Raw genomic sequence first — 14,892 nt, 5'->3', positions numbered from 1 at the left:
TGGCTGGAGAGAAATAGGTCGCCTGGATTGGCGAGGGCTACACCCTCGATCGCAGCCTGCGGCAGCGGCTACAGAGGACGGGGATCAGGGAGATGGGGTTTAGCCGCCGATGATTTTCATCACCGTCGCACCACCGGAGAATGCCACGTCCTGCTTGTCGCCCAAGGCTTTGACCAACAAGCGCTGCAAGGCCGGCAAGGCTTGGTGGCGCGGCTTGTCCAGCAGATCGCCGACGTAATGCCGGTTACTCGACGACAGGCAACCGTGCAGCCAGCCGGTGGACGACAGCCGCAGGCGCGAGCAGGTCCGGCAGAACGGTACGCTTTCGTTGGCGATCACGCCGAAATGGCCCTGACCCGGAATTTCATAGCGTACTGCGGTGGCGTCCACCGGCGCATCGGCCTGCAGGTATTCGTAGCGCTCGCCGATCAGGCTCAGCAGCTGCTGCAGACTGACGAACTGCTGCAGGAAAGCGTTGGAATCGCTGGCCAGGTGGCCCATGCGCATCAGCTCGATAAAGCGCAGTTCATAGCCACGCTCCAGGCAGTAGTCGAGCAGCGGCATTACCTGGTCCAGGTTCTGCCCGCGCAGCGGCACCATATTGACCTTGATTTTCATGCCCGCCGCGCGAGCCTGGTCCATGCCGTCGAGCACGGTCGCCAGATCGCCGCCACGCGCAATGCCGCGGAAAGCCGAGGCGTCCAGGGTATCGAGGGAAACGTTGATGCGCCGGATACCGGCATCCACCAGCAACGGCAGCTTGCGTGCGAGCAATTGGCCATTGGTGGTCAGGCTGATGTCTTCCAGCCCCATTTGCCCCACCGCCGCCATGAAGGCTTCGAGTTTCGGACTGACCAGGGGCTCGCCGCCAGTGATCCGCAGGCGTTCGATGCCTGCGGCCTCGATCAGATAGGCCACGCCGCGCGCCATGGCCTCGGCCGACAACTCGTCCTGGGCAGCCACCAGCCGCTTGCCGTTGGGCACGCAGTAGGTACAGGCGTAGTTGCAGGCAGAAGTCAGGCTGATACGCAGATTGCGAAAACGCCTGCCTTGACGATCAACGATCATGGATGACTCCGGCGAAGGAAGAGTGAACCGACCAAAACCTGACTCAAAAATCAGGTTTTGGCAAGTCCCATGCCTGAGTATATTCCTGGGACACTGCGCCATATAGAGAAATCATGGCGCCATAAGGCCATTGAATGAATCAGCTGCCGGAGCTATCGGGGTCGCGCTTGCGCTTGTTGCCCATGCGCACGCCGATGTCCATCAGGAACTGGAAGAAGCCTTCCTGGTCTTCCAGCACGTTGCTCCAGAACGGCGAGTGATACAGCGCCACCGCGCCGTGCACCAGCGCCCAGGCTGCGCAGTAGTGGAAGTAAGGCGGCACGTCTTCGAGCTTGCCTTCGCTGATGCGGCCCTTGATCAACAAGGTCAGGCGTTCGAAGTTGGAAGCACGGATCTTGTGCAGTTCCTCGACCATTTCCGGCACCTGGTTGCCCTTGACCACCTTCTCTTCCAGGCGATCGAACAGCCGGTAACGCTGTGGATCACGCATGCGGAATTCGAAGTAGGCCCGGGACAGGGCTTCCTTATCCTTGTCGACATCGGCAGAGTGCAGCAGCTCGTTCAGGTCGCGCTCATAATCGAGCATCAGGCGCAGATAAATCTCCGCCTTGGACTTGAAGTGCTTGTAGATGGTCCCTTTGCCGATACCAACGGCATCAGCGATCATCTCGACGGTGACGCTGTCTTCACCTTGATCGAGGAACAGCTTGAGCGCGGTATCGAGAATTTCTTGCTCACGGCGACGAAACTCACGGACCTTACGAGGTTCTTTCTGCATAAGAAAAGGTCTGTCGGGGTCAAAATCGAAGCCGCGTATTATGCCTAAATTGCGCCAAAATGCACGGATCATCCGACCATGACTATGTTTCTTGATGAATTTGTACAGGCCCCGGGCCTGCGTTATTTGAATCACGCAGCTGTCGCCCCCTGGCCGAATCGGGCCGCCGAAGCCGTGGCGCGCTTCGCCAAAGAGAACGTTTTGCTGGGCGCCCGGGATTATCCGGACTGGATGGCCCTTGAGCAACGCCTGCGCGAACGCCTGATGCGCCTGCTAAATGCACCGTCAACGGATGACATCGCGCTGGTCAAAAATACTTCGGAGGCGCTGTCATTCGTCGCCTTTGGTCTGCCTTGGGAACAAGGTGACCAGATCGTCATCAGCGACGAGGAATTCCCCTCCAACCGCGTCGTCTGGGAAGCCCTGGCCAGCCAGGGTGTGGAAGTGCTGCAGGTCGGCCTCAAGGGCGACGATCCGGAAGGCGCTCTGCTGGCCGCCTGCGGGCCGCGCACCCGGCTGATGGCGATCAGCGCGGTGCAGTTCGCCAGCGGCCTGCGCCTGGACCTGCAGCGCCTGGGCGCAGGCTGCAAACAACAGAACGTGCTGTTCTGCATCGACGCCATCCAGCAACTGGGCGCCCAACCCTTCGATGTCCAGGCCTATCAATGCGACTTCGCCATGGCCGACGGCCACAAATGGATGCTCGGGCCTGAAGGCCTCGGCGTGTTCTATTGCCGCAGCGAGCTGCGCGCGCAGCTCAAGCTCCATGAGTTCGGCTGGCACATGCTGGAACACATGGGCGATTACAGCCGCAGCGAATGGGAACCGGCCAAGAGCGCGCGGCGCTTCGAGTGCGGCAGCCCGAACATGCTCGGCGCCATGGCCCTGGAAGCAAGCCTGTCGTTATTGGAAGAAGTGGGCATGGAGCACGTGGCGACCTTGATCGCCGAACGGGTCCAGTGGCTCCAGGATGGCCTGAATGCTATCCCCGGCGTACGCCTGCACACCCCGCTCAACCCTGCCCGACGCGGCGGAATTTTCTCGTTCAGTATCGATGGCATCGATAATCAGGCAGTTCATGAGGCGCTGCAACAGCAGCAGGTGGTGTGTATTCCCCGTGGCCCAGGGGTTAGATTTTCACCGCATTTCTATACTGAAAAGCGCGTAATCGACGAAACTCTTGCCATCGTGGCTGATATCGCCCGGCAATGAGAACTCAAGCGAAGCGCTCGTATTCCAAATTTGTTTAAAAAACGAGCAAGGCCAACTGGACTGAATTCAATAGTGATCAATACTTGAAATGTCGGCGTGACATCTCCCCCAAGTGAAGCGCCGATGAAGGTACCAAGGGATGGCGTGCCTTTGTTTTACTCCTAATGGTCTTAACCCGGATTCACCCCCAGAACCCGGGTTTTTTTTGCCTGCGATTCAGCCCTTGACGTGCGCCAGCGGGAACAGACGCTTGAAGTTCTCGGTGGTCTGTTCGGCAAAACGCTCGTAGGGCTCCCCACGCAGCATGGCCAGGAACTCGGCGACTTCACGCACGTACTGCGGCAGGTTGGGCTTGCCGCGATAAGGAATCGGCGCCAGGTACGGCGAATCGGTTTCCACCAGCAAACGGTCAGCCGGCACCTGGCGCGCCACGTCCCGCAGTGCATCGGCATTGCGGAAAGTGACAATCCCGGACAGGGAAATGTAGAAACCCAGGTCCAGCGCGGCCTTGGCCATGTCCCAGTCTTCGGTGAAGCAGTGCAGGACCCCGGCTTGCGGCAACGCCGCTTCGCGCAGCAGAGTCAGGGTATCGGCGCGCGCGCCACGGGTGTGGACGATCACCGGCTTGCCGGTCTGCTGGGCGGCTTGCAGGTGCAGGCGGAAGGATTCCTGCTGCAACTGCGCGGCTTCCGGCTCGTAGTGGTAATCCAGACCAGTCTCGCCAATGGCCACCACCCGCGGATGGTTCAGTTCCTGCAGCAGCCAGTCGAGGGCTGGTGCGGCGCCAGGCTGGACATCCAGGGGATGGACACCCACCGAGCAATCGACGTCGTCATAACGCTCAGCCAACGCCTTGACGTCGGCCGCATTGTCGGCACTGACGCCAATGCACAGGAAATGCCCGACACCGCGCTGACGAGCAGCGTCCAGGGCGGCATCCAGGGAGCCGTCATGGGCGGCGAGGTCGAGGCGATCGAGGTGACAATGGGAATCTACAAGCATAAGAAGCGACAACCACATTCGGTCAATGAACAGGCCGGCCCGAGTGGCAGCCGGCGATTCGGTTTGTTTCCAGGCGCCGCCGTCAGTTGCGCGCGGGCAGTGCGGCCCACTGCACCAGCAAGGCTTCGAGCAACAGCACCCGATTGAGGTTGGCCTTGTTCAACACCTTCTGGCGCTGCGCAAGGATCCAGTCCTGGATCTCCAGAACCTTGGCCTGGGAGGACTTCTGCGCGAGGTACTGCACCACTTTGTGCATATCGGCCAATCCCAGCCCCTCCTCGTCCTGCGTCAGCTGATAGCGCAGGATCAGGCTCGACCAGTCGCAAAACCAGTCGAACAGCAGCAATAAGGGTATTGCATTCCAGCCTTCAGCCAGCTGGGTCGGCGATTGCTGCTGCTTGAGCAACTTCTTCACCCCGTCGACCACCTGCGCCCGCTGCTCGCGCGCGCCCTGGGCTTGCAGGCTGACAGCCGCCAGGGGCGAACCGGCCGCCAGGGTCAACAGCTCGACCCGCTCCTCTTCCGAGCAGTCCGGCAGGGCTTTGCTCAGCCATTGCAGGCTCATGGCCTCACTGGGCAGAGGACAGGCCTGCTGCACGCAGCGACTCTTGATGGTCGGCAACAAACGGCTCGGCTGGTGGCTGACCAGCAGCAACACCGTATCGCCGGACGGCTCTTCGAGGCTTTTCAGCAGCGCGTTGGAAGCGTTGATGTTCATCGACTCCACCGGCTCGATCAGCACCACCTTGCGCCCGCCCAGTTGCGCGGTCTGCACCACGAAGCTGACCAGCTCGCGCACCTGGTCGACCTTGATCGCCTTGTCCGCCTCCTCCGGCTCCAGCACGTAGTTGTCCGGATGGCTGCCGGCCTGCAGCAGCAAGCACGACTTGCATTGCCCGCAGGCATCCAGTCCGGCCGGACGCTGGCACAGCAGGCGCGCCATCAGGCGCTCGGCCAGTGCACGCTTGCCGATGCCCGCCGGGCCATGGAGCAGATAGGCGTGGGCATGCTGCGCTCGGCCCGCCAACTGCTGCCAGAGTTCGTCCTGCCAGGGAAAGGCCTCAGCCACGGTGCAGCTCCAGCAATTTCGGCAACAGGGCGTCCAGTGCTTGCTGGACCTGGGACAGCGGCTGCGCCGCATCCACCAACAGGTAACGCGCCGGATCGGCTGCCGCGCGCTTCAGGTATGCCTGGCGTACCGCATCGAAGAATACCCGGCCTTCCAGCTCGAAACGGTCCAGACGGCCACGGGCACTGGCGCGGGCCAGACCCACTTCGACCGGCAGGTCGAACACCAGGGTCAGGTCGGGTCGCAGCTCACCCTGAACGAACTGCTCCAGGGTCGCGATGCGCTCCACGGACAAACCACGACCACCGCCCTGATAGGCGTAGGTGGAATCGGTAAAACGGTCGCACAACACCACCGCGCCACGGGCCAGCGCCGGACGAATCACCTCGGCCAGATGCTGGGCGCGCGCGGCGAACACCAGCAACAGCTCGGTATCGGGATTCATGACCTCGTCGCCGGGGGTCAGCAGCACCTCGCGGATCCGCTCGGCCAAGGGCGTACCGCCCGGCTCGCGAGTCAGCAACACCTCGATGCCAGCGGCGCGCAGGCGCTCGGCCAGGTATTCGCGGTTGGTGCTCTTACCCGCGCCTTCCGGGCCTTCCAGAGTAATAAACAAGCCAGTCACAGGCAGTCCTTAATCAAAGTCATTGCGGGCTTTTCGGCTCGGGCTCGACGGGAGTTTCGAGCGGTGCTTGCGGCGGTACTTCCGGGCTCACTTGGGGGGCCTCCTGAGAAGGCTCTTCAGGGGACGCCTGCGGAACCGCCTCGGGCGCCGTATCGGGTGACGCCGCCGGAGTCGACTCCGGAGTTTCGGAAGCCGCCGGGCTGCCCGCCGGTGCCGGGCTGGAACGATAATCGGCGCGACGCTTGAGCTGGAACTCGCGCACGGCATTGTTATGCGCATCCAGATCGTCGGAGAACACATGGCTGCCATCGCCACGCGCCACGAAATACAGACTGCTGCCCGGCACCGGGTTGAGCGCGGCATGGATCGCCTCGCGACCGACCATGGCGATCGGCGTCGGCGGCAAGCCACTGATCACGTAGGTGTTGTAGGGGGTCGCTTCCTTCAGCAGAGCGCGGGTCAACTTACCGTTGTAACGCTCGCCCAGACCATAGATCACCGTCGGATCGGTTTGCAGCAACATACCCACCTGCATGCGGCGCACGAATACCCCGGCAATCTGCCCGCGCTCCTGGGGCACGCCGGTTTCCTTCTCCACCAGCGAGGCCATGATCAGCGCCTGATAGGGCTCGGTATAAGGCACATCGGCCGAGCGCTTGTTCCATTCCTTGGCCAGCACCTCGTCCAGGCGGCTGTAGGCTTTTTCCAGTAGCTCGGCATCGGTCATCCCACGTACGAAACGGTAGGTATCGGGAAAGAACCGGCCTTCGGGGAAAACGCCACCATGACCGAGTTTTTCCATGACTTCACTGTCACTCAACCCATTCAGGGTCTGCTCGAGCTTGTCATGCTTGGCCAACGCCGCGCGCACCTGACGGAAGGTCCAGCCTTCCACCAGGGTCAGGCTGTACTGCACTACTTCACCACGCTGCCAGACCCCGATCAGGCCATGCGCGGTCATCCCTGGGGTCATGCGGTATTCGCCGCTGTGCAGTGGCTGTCCTTCCATGTTGAAGCGCCAGTACAGGCGCAGCCAGAACGCGTCCTTGAGAACGCCATTGGCTTCCATACGGTTGAAGGTACCGCCTGGCGTCGAGCCAGCCGGCACGTCGAGCAATTGCTCTTGGGTCAGGTTGAGAGGCTGCTCCAGCGCCGAGTTCAACTTCCAGGCCGAGGCGCCCAGCGCCAGACCTGCCAGAACCAGTCCGGTCTCCAGCAGAAGCAATAGTTTACGTCTCACAAATCAGGCATCCAGTAGCGTGCGGGCAATGCGTTGCAGTTTACGGGTGAGCGGTCCGGCCGACCAGCGCAGCGCGCCACAGGCAAGCACCGGCCAAATGCCATAGACACTGTTGCAGACAAAGACTTCGTCGGCCTGTTGCAACTGTTCGAGACTGATGTCGGCGATTTCCGTGGGAATAGCCAACGACGCGGCCTGAAACAATATTTCAGCGCGCATCACTCCGGCGACCCCGCAACGGCTCAGATCGGCCGTGAATAAGGCACCGTCGCGCACCAGGAACAGATTGCTGAACACGCCCTCGATCACCCGCCCGGAAACGTCGAGCATCAAGCCTTCGGCATGCTCGCTGTCCTGCCACTCGGAACGGGCAAGAACCTGCTCCAGTCGGTTGAGGTGTTTGAGGCCGGCGAGCAAGGGCTGCTCGGACAGGCGGGTGGTGCAAGGGAACAGTCGAACCCCCTGCTCGGCATGCGTCGCCGGATAAGCGGCCGGCGCATTGCCCTGGAGGATTCGCCGCGGCTGCGCTCGCGGGTCGGCGGCATAACCGCGCTGGCTGTCACCCCGGGTGAGGATCAGCTTGAGCACGCCCTCCCCCAGCAGCGAGGCGTAGGCGGTGAGCTCGCTGCGGATCAACGCCTGATCGGCAGCGATGGCCAGGCGCGAACAGCCCTCGGCCAGGCGCAGCAGGTGTCGCTCCAGCAACAAGGGCTGGCCTGCCCTTACCGCGATGGTCTCGAACAGGCCATCGCCATAAGCCAGGCCGCGGTCCTTGAGCGACAGAACGTCAGCCGGCTGACCGTCGACCCAGCTGTCCATCAGCCGGCGAACCGGCGGAACACCAGGGAGCCGTTGGTACCGCCGAACCCGAAGGAGTTGGACAGCACCACGTCGATGTCCATGTTGCGTGCGGTGTGTGGCACGAAATCCAGGTCGCAACCTTCATCCGGCTCATCGAGGTTGATGGTCGGTGGCGCTGCCTGGCTGTTGATCGCCAGCACGCTGAAGATGGCCTCGATGGCACCCGCGGCACCCAGCAGATGGCCGGTCATGGACTTGGTGGAGCTGATCGCCAGCTTGTAGGCGTGATCGCCGAACACGCTCTTGATCGCCTCGGCTTCCGCCAGGTCACCGGCAGGGGTCGAGGTACCGTGGGCGTTGATGTACTGCACCTGCTCGACGTTCAGCTTGGCGTCACGCAGCGCATTGGCGATGCAACGCGCCGCACCGGCGCCATCGGCGGGTGGCGAAGTCATGTGGTAAGCGTCGCCGCTCATGCCAAAACCGATCAGTTCGGCATAGATGGTCGCGCCACGGGCCTTGGCATGCTCCAGCTCTTCGAGCACCAGCGCGCCGGCACCGTCGGACAGCACGAAGCCATCACGGCCCTTGTCCCAAGGACGGCTGGCACGGGTTGGCTCGTCATTGCGGGTCGACAGCGCACGGGATGCGCCAAAGCCGCCCATGCCCAGACCGCAGGCGGCCATTTCAGCGCCACCGGCGATCATCACGTCGGCTTCGCCGAAGGCAATATTGCGGGCCGCCATGCCAATGCAGTGGGTACCTGTGGTACAGGCCGTGGAAATGGCGTAGTTCGGCCCCTGGGCACCCAGATGGATGGACAGGAATCCGGAAATCATATTGATGATCGAGCCAGGCACGAAGAACGGAGAAATTCGACGCGGGCCGGAATCATGCAGCGTGCGGCTGGTTTCTTCGATATTGGTCAAACCGCCAATACCCGACCCCATGGCAACGCCGATTCGCTCGCGGTTGGCATCGGTCACTTCCAGGCCGGCATTACGCACTGCCTGAAAACCGGCCGCCAAGCCGTATTGAATGAACAGGTCGAGCTTGCGGGCCTCTTTGACCGACAGGTATTCCTCAACATTGAAGCCCTTTACCGAGCCGCCAAAACGGGTGGAATAGGCAGAAAGGTCGGTGTGTTCGATCAGACCAATGCCACTGCGGCCAGCCAGAATGCCCTGCCAACTGCTCGGAACATCCGTACCCAGTGGCGACAACATACCCATACCGGTGACTACGACGCGTCTACGCGACACAGCACTCTCCTTTTTTCTAATGACGACACTTTGCATCAGGCCTAAAGAAAAAACCGCACGCCGTAACGGCAGTGCGGTTTTTCCATGACAGCAAAAGACGACTAAATACGATTAAGCCTGGTGGCTGGTAACGTAGTCGATAGCTGCTTGAACGGTAGTGATCTTTTCAGCTTCTTCGTCAGGGATTTCGGTCTCGAATTCCTCTTCCAGAGCCATCACCAGCTCAACGGTGTCAAGGGAGTCGGCACCCAGGTCTTCAACGAAGGAAGCGGTGTTAACAACTTCTTCTTCTTTAACGCCCAGTTGCTCAGCAACGATTTTCTTGACGCGCTCTTCGATGGTGCTCATACCTTGTTTTCACTCCTAATGGACAAATTCAGGCAGCTGGCCAGTGGGTAAGTGTATAGAAAGGCTTTTCAGCTTTTCAACTGAAAGCTTCACTCCTCAAACCCTTTGGCCACCTGCCTATAAATTGATTGCAGCTTTATAACGGATTTTAGACAGCTCGTATGACATTTTTTTGAAGCAATCCGTCACATTTAACTCACATGTACATCCCGCCGTTCACCGGGATTGTAGCCCCGGTCACGTATGCCGCACCGTCGGATGCAAGAAAAGCGACCACTTGCGCGATCTCTTGAGCCTGCCCCAGACGACCCAGCGGAATTTGTGTTTGCAGCGCTTCACGCTGCGCTTCAGGCAAGTCGCGGGTCATGTCGGTATCGATGAAACCCGGAGTCACCGAGTTCACGGTAATCGACCGCGAGCCAACCTCACGCGCCAGAGCACGACTGAAACCTTCCAGGCCCGCCTTGGCGGTGGCGTAGTTTACTTGGCCAGCGTTGCCCATGGCACCCACCACCGAACCAATACTGATGATTCGACCCCAGCGAGCCTTGGTCATGCCGCGCAGAACGCCCTTGGACAGGCGATACAGACTGTTCAGGTTGGTATCGATCACGTCGTACCACTCGTCGTCTTTCATGCGCATCATCAGGTTGTCACGGGTAATACCGGCGTTGTTCACCAGGATCGCCGGTGCGCCGAACTGCTCCTGAATGCTGGCCAGTACGGCAGCAACGGACTCGTCGCTGGTGACATTGAGTTCAAGGCCTGCGCCCTGAATGCCGTTTTCCTTCAAGGTGGCAGCAATACCCTCGGCCCCCGAAGCGGAAGTTGCGGTACCCACAACGATCGCGCCCAGGCGACCCAACTCAAGCGCGATGGCCTGGCCAATACCGCGGCTGGCGCCGGTAACCAATGCAACTTTACCTTGCAGACTCATGCAGGCTTCTCCTAATTCAGACCACCGCTGCGCAAGCGGCAGCGAAGGCATCTGGGGTGTTCAGGTTAGAGGTCGATACGCCTTCGGCGCAGCGCTTGTTGAGACCCGCCAGGACCTTGCCCGGACCGCACTCGACCAACTGGGTGGCGCCCTTGGCGGCCAGGGTCTGCACCGACTCCACCCAACGCACCGGCTTGTACAACTGCTCCAGCAGGTCGCGCTTGAGGGTTTCGAGATCCGGCGCCACATCGGCGCTGACGTTCTGTACCAACGGAATCTGTGGCGCCTGCCAGTTGATGGCGGCAATCGACTCGGCGAAACGCTCGGCAGCCGGACGCATCAGCTCGCAGTGTGATGGCACGCTGACAGGCAATGGCATGGCGCGCTTGGCGCCACGTGCCTTGCAACCCTCGATGGCGCGCTCGACAGCGGCCTTGGCGCCGGCGATCACCACCTGGCCCGGGGAGTTGAAATTGACCGCGCTGACCACTTCGCCTTGTGCGGCTTCGGCACAAGCGACCAGCACATCGGCATCTTCCAGGCCGAGAATCGCCGCCATGCCGCCCTGCCCTGCAGGAACGGCTTCTTGCATCAACTGACCGCGACGCTCTACCAGCTTCACGGCTTCGCCCAGAGTCAGGCTGCCAGCGGCAACCAGCGCGCTGTATTCACCCAGGCTATGGCCGGCAACGAATGCCGGGCGCGCCCCGCCTTCCGCCAGCCACAGACGCCACAGGGCGATAGAGGCAGTCAGAATGGCCGGCTGGGTTTTGTCGGTTTGATTGAGCAGCTCTTCGGGCCCCTCTTGGGTCAAGGCCCAGAGATCGTAGCCCAGAGCATCGGAAGCTTCTTTGAAGGTTTCGAGGATCAACGGGTACTGCGCGCCCAACTCGGCCAACATGCCGAGGGACTGCGAGCCCTGTCCTGGAAAGACGAATGCGAGGGATGCAGACATGTAACAAGCCCCTAATGATCTTGTCGTCGGAGAATTGACGCCCCACCGTGGTGGACGCAAGAAACTGACAGTTGGATGGCCAATTGAACTGAGCGGTCACATTTAAGCATTTCCGAGTGCAAACGCCTAAAGCAACAGATCTTCGAGCCGCCCATGCAGGCGCTCCGGGAGGTTTTCCTGGATCTCGATCAACGCCCGTTGAATCGCACTCTGGAAACCCTGAACCCCTGCCGAACCGTGGCTTTTCACGACTATTCCCTGCAAGCCGAGAAAACTCGCGCCATTGTGTCGCGCCGGCGCCAGATCGGCCTGCAGACGCCGCATCAGCGGCAGCGCCAGAGCACCGACCACACGGGAAACCGCGTTTTGCTTGAACAGGGATTCGATGCGCGCGGCAATCATGGTCGCCAGCCCCTCGCTGGACTTGAGCAGGATGTTGCCGACAAAACCGTCGCACACCACCACGTCCGCCTCGCCGCGATACAACCCGTCGCCCTCGACAAAGCCGATGTAATTCAAACCCCGGGCATTCTGCAGCAGGCTAGCTGCCAGCTTGACCTGCTGATTGCCCTTGATGTCTTCAGTACCGATATTGAGCAACGCCACTCGCGGACGAACGACCCCCAGCGTCTCGGCCGCCACCGACCCCATGACCGCGAACTGGAACAGGTGCTCGGCGCTGCAATCGACGTTTGCCCCCAGATCCAGCAGTTGGCAATAGCCGCGCTGGGTTGGAATAGCCGCCACCATCGCCGGACGATCGATGCCCGGAAGGGTTTTCAACACATAACGCGACAACGCCATCAGCGCACCGGTATTGCCGGCGCTGACACAGGCCTGGGCCTTGCCATCACGCAGCAGCTCCAACGCCACCCGCATGGAGGAGTCCGGCTTGCCACGCAGAGCCTGGGAAGGTTTTTCATCCATGCCAATGACTTCTGCGGCGGGCACAACCGTCAGGCGCGCGCGATCCACAGCCGAATGACCGGAAATCAGTTCTTCTAGAAGGAAAGGTTGACCGACAAGGGCCAGGTGCAGCGAGGGGGTGGCAGACAGGCAAGCAAGGCTGGCCTGAACAATGCTGCGGGGACCGAAGTCCCCGCCCATTGCGTCAATCGCGATGACTTGAGCGGACAAGGATTACTCGTCAGCGCCCTTGTCGATCACTTTACGACCACGGTATACGCCTTCTGGCGATACGTGGTGACGCAGGTGAACTTCACCAGTGGTCTTTTCTACGGACAGGGTGCTAGCCTCGAGAGCGTCGTGCGAACGACGCATGTCACGGGCAGAGCGGGATTTTTTGTTCTGCTGAACAGCCATAATTGATTAACTCCTAAACGTTTGGGTCACGCTTTAACTGCGCCAATACACTGAACGGGTTGGACCGCGTTACCTCGTCCTCGCTCGGTTCGGGCTCATCGAGACCCGCCGGCTGCTGGCATTCTTCCGGATGATGAGCAGGCACGATGGGCAAGGCGAGCAAAAGCTCCTCCTCGATCAAAGCCTGCAGATCCAAAGGATCTTCGCCCAGTTCCAGCACGTCATAACCTTTCGGCAACGACTGGGTATTCGCACCCTCCTTCACCACAGCGTAACTGCATTCGCTGTGGATCGGCAGGGTGACCAGCTCAAGACAACGCTGGCAAACCATTTTGACTTCAGTGTCGATAAAGCTGTGGATCACCACAGATTTACGTTCATCTCGTTCAAAAACGAATTTAGCCTGCACCGTACCGACATCGTCGGAAAGCGGGTCGCAGAGTCTCTTCAAATCGGCCAGCAGCAGTTCACCTTGAAGGGTGGTGCCACGGTCAGCCAATTTGCGCGGGTCAACGTGAGGTGGAATCGGGTCATTCAACATAGGCGCAGCATTATAGGGATGCCCCCGGCCATGTCAAAGGAAATTCAGCCCTGTCCGTCACTTGCAAGCCCCGCTAGAATTCGCGGCCAGCCTCAGGAGATGCGCATGCTGCCTTTATTACTTGCCTCAAGCTCGGCCTACCGGCGCGAATTGCTCACCCGCCTGCGCCTGCCATTCACCTGCAGCTCACCGGATATCGACGAAAGCCACCGCCCCGGGGAATCCGCCAGCGACCTGGTCAAGCGCCTCGCCGAAGAGAAAGCCCGAGCACTGGCCGCCACCCACCCAGGACACTTGATCATTGGCTCGGACCAGGTCGCGGTGCTCGGCGAGCGCATCATAGGCAAGCCCCACACTTTCGAAAAGGCGCGCGAGCAATTGCTCGCCGCCAGCGGCGCCAGCGTGACCTTTCTCACCGGCCTGGCCCTGCTCAACAGCAAGAGCGGCCACTGCCAGGTCGACTGCATACCCTTCACCGTGCATATGCGCGAGCTGAGCCCTGCCCGCATCGAACACTACCTGCACGCCGAACAGCCTTATGACTGTGCCGGCAGCTTCAAGGCCGAGGGCCTGGGCATCAGCCTGTTCCGCAGCACCGAGGGCAGCGACGCCAGCAGCCTGATCGGCCTGCCGCTGATCCGCCTGGTAGACATGCTGCTCGCCGAAAGCGTGGAAATCCCCTGACCACCCACACTAAAAAAGCCGGCCATAGGGCCGGCTTTTTTTAAAACAGCGCAATCAACGCAGTGTCGGCCCCTGAAAGCCCATCCACATGGCCAGATGCTCGGCAACACTGGCACCCAGCTTTTTCGAGAAGCGATCGAAAGGCGACTCCTGCACGGTGAAATCCACCAACTCCTTCTCGCCGACCACATCCCGGGCAACCGAGCTGGCACTCCCCAGCCCATCGATCAAGCCCAGTTGCAGCGCCTGCTCGCCGGACCAGACCAGGCCGGAGAACAGCTCCGGATGATCCTTATCCTTGAGACGCTCGCCACGCCCCTGCTTGACGCTGGCGATGAACTGGCGATGAGTGGTATCCAGCACCCCCTGCCAGAACTGGGTTTCCTCGGGCTTCTGCGGCTGGAACGGATCCAGGAACGACTTGTGCTCACCCGAGGTGTAGGTACGACGCTCCACACCCAGCTTCTCCATGGTGCCGACGAAACCATAACCGGCCGCCGTAACCCCAATGGAACCGACCAGGCTCGCCTTGTCGGCATAAATCTGATCGGCAGCGCTGGCAATGTAGTAGGCGCCGGAAGCCCCCAGGTCGGAAATCACTGCATACACCTTGATATCCGGATGCAAGCCACGCAGGCGACGGATTTCGTCATAGACATAACCCGACTGCACCGGGCTACCGCCAGGACTGTTGATACGCAGCACAATGCCTTTGACCTTCGAGTCCTCGAAAGCCGCACGCAAGCCGGTCACGATGTTGTCGGCGCTCGCTGACTCCTTGTCCGCGATCACGCCCGCCACCTCGATCAACGCCGTGTAACCGGCCCCGCGGGTGGCGGTTTTTTCCATATCCATCAACGGCGTAAACAGCGCCAGGGCCACAAGCAGATAAACAAAGGTCAGGAGCTTGAAGAAAATCCCCCAGCGCCGCGAACGCCGCTGCTCTTGCACACCGGCCAGCAGGGTCTTTTCCAGCAGTTTCCAGCTCTTGTCGTCAGCACTGTCGGCAGCTGATTTACTCGGCGCCTTCCATTCGTCGCTCATGCT

The 14,892-nt window shown here is 60.8% G+C and carries 17 protein-coding genes; 2 read left to right on the top strand and 15 right to left on the bottom strand.

Annotation, left to right across the window (positions count from 1 at the left end; translation table 11 throughout):
- Positions 1 to 99: 99 nt before the first annotated feature.
- Together PMI20_RS12330 and PMI20_RS12325 are read right to left on the bottom strand one after the other, a co-directional pair.
- A complete protein-coding gene (locus PMI20_RS12330) occupies positions 100 to 1,068 on the bottom strand; it encodes a GTP 3',8-cyclase MoaA (protein ID WP_007928078.1) in 969 nt (322 codons plus the stop codon).
- A 139-nt stretch (positions 1,069 to 1,207) separates the two neighbouring features.
- Positions 1,208 to 1,846 carry a TetR/AcrR family transcriptional regulator gene (locus PMI20_RS12325; RefSeq protein ID WP_007928069.1) on the bottom strand — a complete coding sequence of 213 codons (639 nt, stop codon included), beginning with the start codon at positions 1,844 to 1,846 and terminating at the stop codon, positions 1,208 to 1,210.
- A gap of 78 nt (positions 1,847 to 1,924) precedes the next feature.
- On the opposite strand from PMI20_RS12325, the gene PMI20_RS12320 reads away from it, so the two are divergent.
- Positions 1,925 to 3,058 carry an aminotransferase class V-fold PLP-dependent enzyme gene (locus tag PMI20_RS12320; RefSeq protein ID WP_007928066.1) on the top strand — a complete coding sequence of 378 codons (1,134 nt, stop codon included), beginning with the start codon at positions 1,925 to 1,927 and terminating at the stop codon, positions 3,056 to 3,058.
- 216 nt (positions 3,059 to 3,274) lie between these two features.
- Here PMI20_RS12320 and PMI20_RS12315 read toward each other — a convergent pair whose 3' ends face one another.
- The 12 genes from PMI20_RS12315 to PMI20_RS12260 form a co-directional block, all read right to left on the bottom strand.
- Positions 3,275 to 4,060, bottom strand: a complete 786-nt coding sequence (locus tag PMI20_RS12315) for a TatD family hydrolase (protein WP_007928065.1) — start codon at positions 4,058 to 4,060, stop codon at positions 3,275 to 3,277.
- Between the two features lie 82 nt (positions 4,061 to 4,142).
- Positions 4,143 to 5,129, bottom strand: a complete 987-nt coding sequence (locus PMI20_RS12310; RefSeq protein WP_007928063.1) for a DNA polymerase III subunit delta' — start codon at positions 5,127 to 5,129, stop codon at positions 4,143 to 4,145.
- Entirely contained in the window at positions 5,122 to 5,754 is a 633-nt protein-coding gene (gene tmk / locus PMI20_RS12305) for a dTMP kinase (RefSeq protein WP_007928062.1), read from the bottom strand. The genes PMI20_RS12310 and tmk overlap by 8 nt, the downstream gene beginning before the upstream one ends.
- A gap of 19 nt (positions 5,755 to 5,773) precedes the next feature.
- Positions 5,774 to 6,994 carry an endolytic transglycosylase MltG gene (gene mltG / locus PMI20_RS12300; protein WP_007928059.1) on the bottom strand — a complete coding sequence of 407 codons (1,221 nt, stop codon included), beginning with the start codon at positions 6,992 to 6,994 and terminating at the stop codon, positions 5,774 to 5,776.
- 3 nt (positions 6,995 to 6,997) lie between these two features.
- A complete protein-coding gene (gene pabC / locus PMI20_RS12295; RefSeq protein WP_007928057.1) occupies positions 6,998 to 7,813 on the bottom strand; it encodes an aminodeoxychorismate lyase in 816 nt (271 codons plus the stop codon).
- Complete coding sequence (gene fabF, locus PMI20_RS12290; RefSeq protein ID WP_007928055.1) at positions 7,813 to 9,057, bottom strand: beta-ketoacyl-ACP synthase II; 1,245 nt, start codon at positions 9,055 to 9,057, stop codon at positions 7,813 to 7,815. Before fabF ends, pabC begins: the two co-directional genes overlap by 1 nt.
- Before the next feature lie 111 nt (positions 9,058 to 9,168).
- Positions 9,169 to 9,405, bottom strand: coding sequence for an acyl carrier protein (gene acpP, locus PMI20_RS12285; RefSeq protein ID WP_003175607.1), 237 nt, complete (start codon positions 9,403 to 9,405; stop codon positions 9,169 to 9,171).
- 196 nt (positions 9,406 to 9,601) lie between these two features.
- The gene (fabG, locus tag PMI20_RS12280; protein ID WP_007928054.1) at positions 9,602 to 10,342 is read right to left on the bottom strand and encodes a 3-oxoacyl-ACP reductase FabG; all 741 of its coding nucleotides are present in this window, start codon (positions 10,340 to 10,342) and stop codon (positions 9,602 to 9,604) included.
- Between the two features lie 16 nt (positions 10,343 to 10,358).
- Entirely contained in the window at positions 10,359 to 11,297 is a 939-nt protein-coding gene (gene fabD, locus PMI20_RS12275; protein WP_007928053.1) for an ACP S-malonyltransferase, read from the bottom strand.
- Positions 11,298 to 11,423: 126 nt separating this feature from the next.
- Positions 11,424 to 12,434 carry a phosphate acyltransferase PlsX gene (plsX, locus tag PMI20_RS12270; RefSeq protein ID WP_009042849.1) on the bottom strand — a complete coding sequence of 337 codons (1,011 nt, stop codon included), beginning with the start codon at positions 12,432 to 12,434 and terminating at the stop codon, positions 11,424 to 11,426.
- Positions 12,435 to 12,437: 3 nt separating this feature from the next.
- Positions 12,438 to 12,620: a 50S ribosomal protein L32 gene (gene rpmF, locus PMI20_RS12265; RefSeq protein ID WP_003179396.1), complete on the bottom strand. Its 183-nt coding sequence runs from the start codon at positions 12,618 to 12,620 to the stop codon at positions 12,438 to 12,440.
- A 13-nt stretch (positions 12,621 to 12,633) separates the two neighbouring features.
- Positions 12,634 to 13,161 carry a YceD family protein gene (locus PMI20_RS12260; RefSeq protein ID WP_007928051.1) on the bottom strand — a complete coding sequence of 176 codons (528 nt, stop codon included), beginning with the start codon at positions 13,159 to 13,161 and terminating at the stop codon, positions 12,634 to 12,636.
- A 105-nt stretch (positions 13,162 to 13,266) separates the two neighbouring features.
- Here PMI20_RS12260 and PMI20_RS12255 point away from each other — a divergent pair, with 105 nt between their 5' ends.
- Positions 13,267 to 13,845 carry a Maf family protein gene (locus PMI20_RS12255; RefSeq protein WP_007928050.1) on the top strand — a complete coding sequence of 193 codons (579 nt, stop codon included), beginning with the start codon at positions 13,267 to 13,269 and terminating at the stop codon, positions 13,843 to 13,845.
- A gap of 54 nt (positions 13,846 to 13,899) precedes the next feature.
- Here PMI20_RS12255 and sppA read toward each other — a convergent pair whose 3' ends face one another.
- Positions 13,900 to 14,889 carry a signal peptide peptidase SppA gene (gene sppA, locus PMI20_RS12250; RefSeq protein ID WP_007928048.1) on the bottom strand — a complete coding sequence of 330 codons (990 nt, stop codon included), beginning with the start codon at positions 14,887 to 14,889 and terminating at the stop codon, positions 13,900 to 13,902.
- Positions 14,890 to 14,892 lie beyond the last annotated feature (3 nt).

The organism is Pseudomonas sp. GM17 (assembly GCF_000282175.2).
GTDB classification, from domain to species: domain Bacteria; phylum Pseudomonadota; class Gammaproteobacteria; order Pseudomonadales; family Pseudomonadaceae; genus Aquipseudomonas; species Aquipseudomonas chlororaphis.
This window is presented reverse-complemented; position numbering and strand designations above follow the sequence as displayed.

Bases quoted from the DNA above. Each gene is read 5' to 3' on its own strand.
- PMI20_RS12330 (WP_007928078.1), bottom strand. From the start codon at position 1,068: ATGATCGTTGATCGTCAAGGCAGGCGTTTTCGCAATCTGCGTATCAGC.
- PMI20_RS12325 (WP_007928069.1), bottom strand. From the start codon at position 1,846: ATGCAGAAAGAACCTCGTAAGGTCCGTGAGTTTCGTCGCCGTGAGCAA.
- PMI20_RS12320 (WP_007928066.1), top strand. From the start codon at position 1,925: ATGACTATGTTTCTTGATGAATTTGTACAGGCCCCGGGCCTGCGTTAT.
- PMI20_RS12315 (WP_007928065.1), bottom strand. From the start codon at position 4,060: ATGCTTGTAGATTCCCATTGTCACCTCGATCGCCTCGACCTCGCCGCC.
- pabC (WP_007928057.1), bottom strand. From the start codon at position 7,813: ATGGACAGCTGGGTCGACGGTCAGCCGGCTGACGTTCTGTCGCTCAAG.
- acpP (WP_003175607.1), bottom strand. From the start codon at position 9,405: ATGAGCACCATCGAAGAGCGCGTCAAGAAAATCGTTGCTGAGCAACTG.
- fabG (WP_007928054.1), bottom strand. From the start codon at position 10,342: ATGAGTCTGCAAGGTAAAGTTGCATTGGTTACCGGCGCCAGCCGCGGT.
- fabD (WP_007928053.1), bottom strand. From the start codon at position 11,297: ATGTCTGCATCCCTCGCATTCGTCTTTCCAGGACAGGGCTCGCAGTCC.
- rpmF (WP_003179396.1), bottom strand. From the start codon at position 12,620: ATGGCTGTTCAGCAGAACAAAAAATCCCGCTCTGCCCGTGACATGCGT.
- PMI20_RS12260 (WP_007928051.1), bottom strand. From the start codon at position 13,161: ATGTTGAATGACCCGATTCCACCTCACGTTGACCCGCGCAAATTGGCT.
- PMI20_RS12255 (WP_007928050.1), top strand. From the start codon at position 13,267: ATGCTGCCTTTATTACTTGCCTCAAGCTCGGCCTACCGGCGCGAATTG.
- sppA (WP_007928048.1), bottom strand. From the start codon at position 14,889: ATGAGCGACGAATGGAAGGCGCCGAGTAAATCAGCTGCCGACAGTGCT.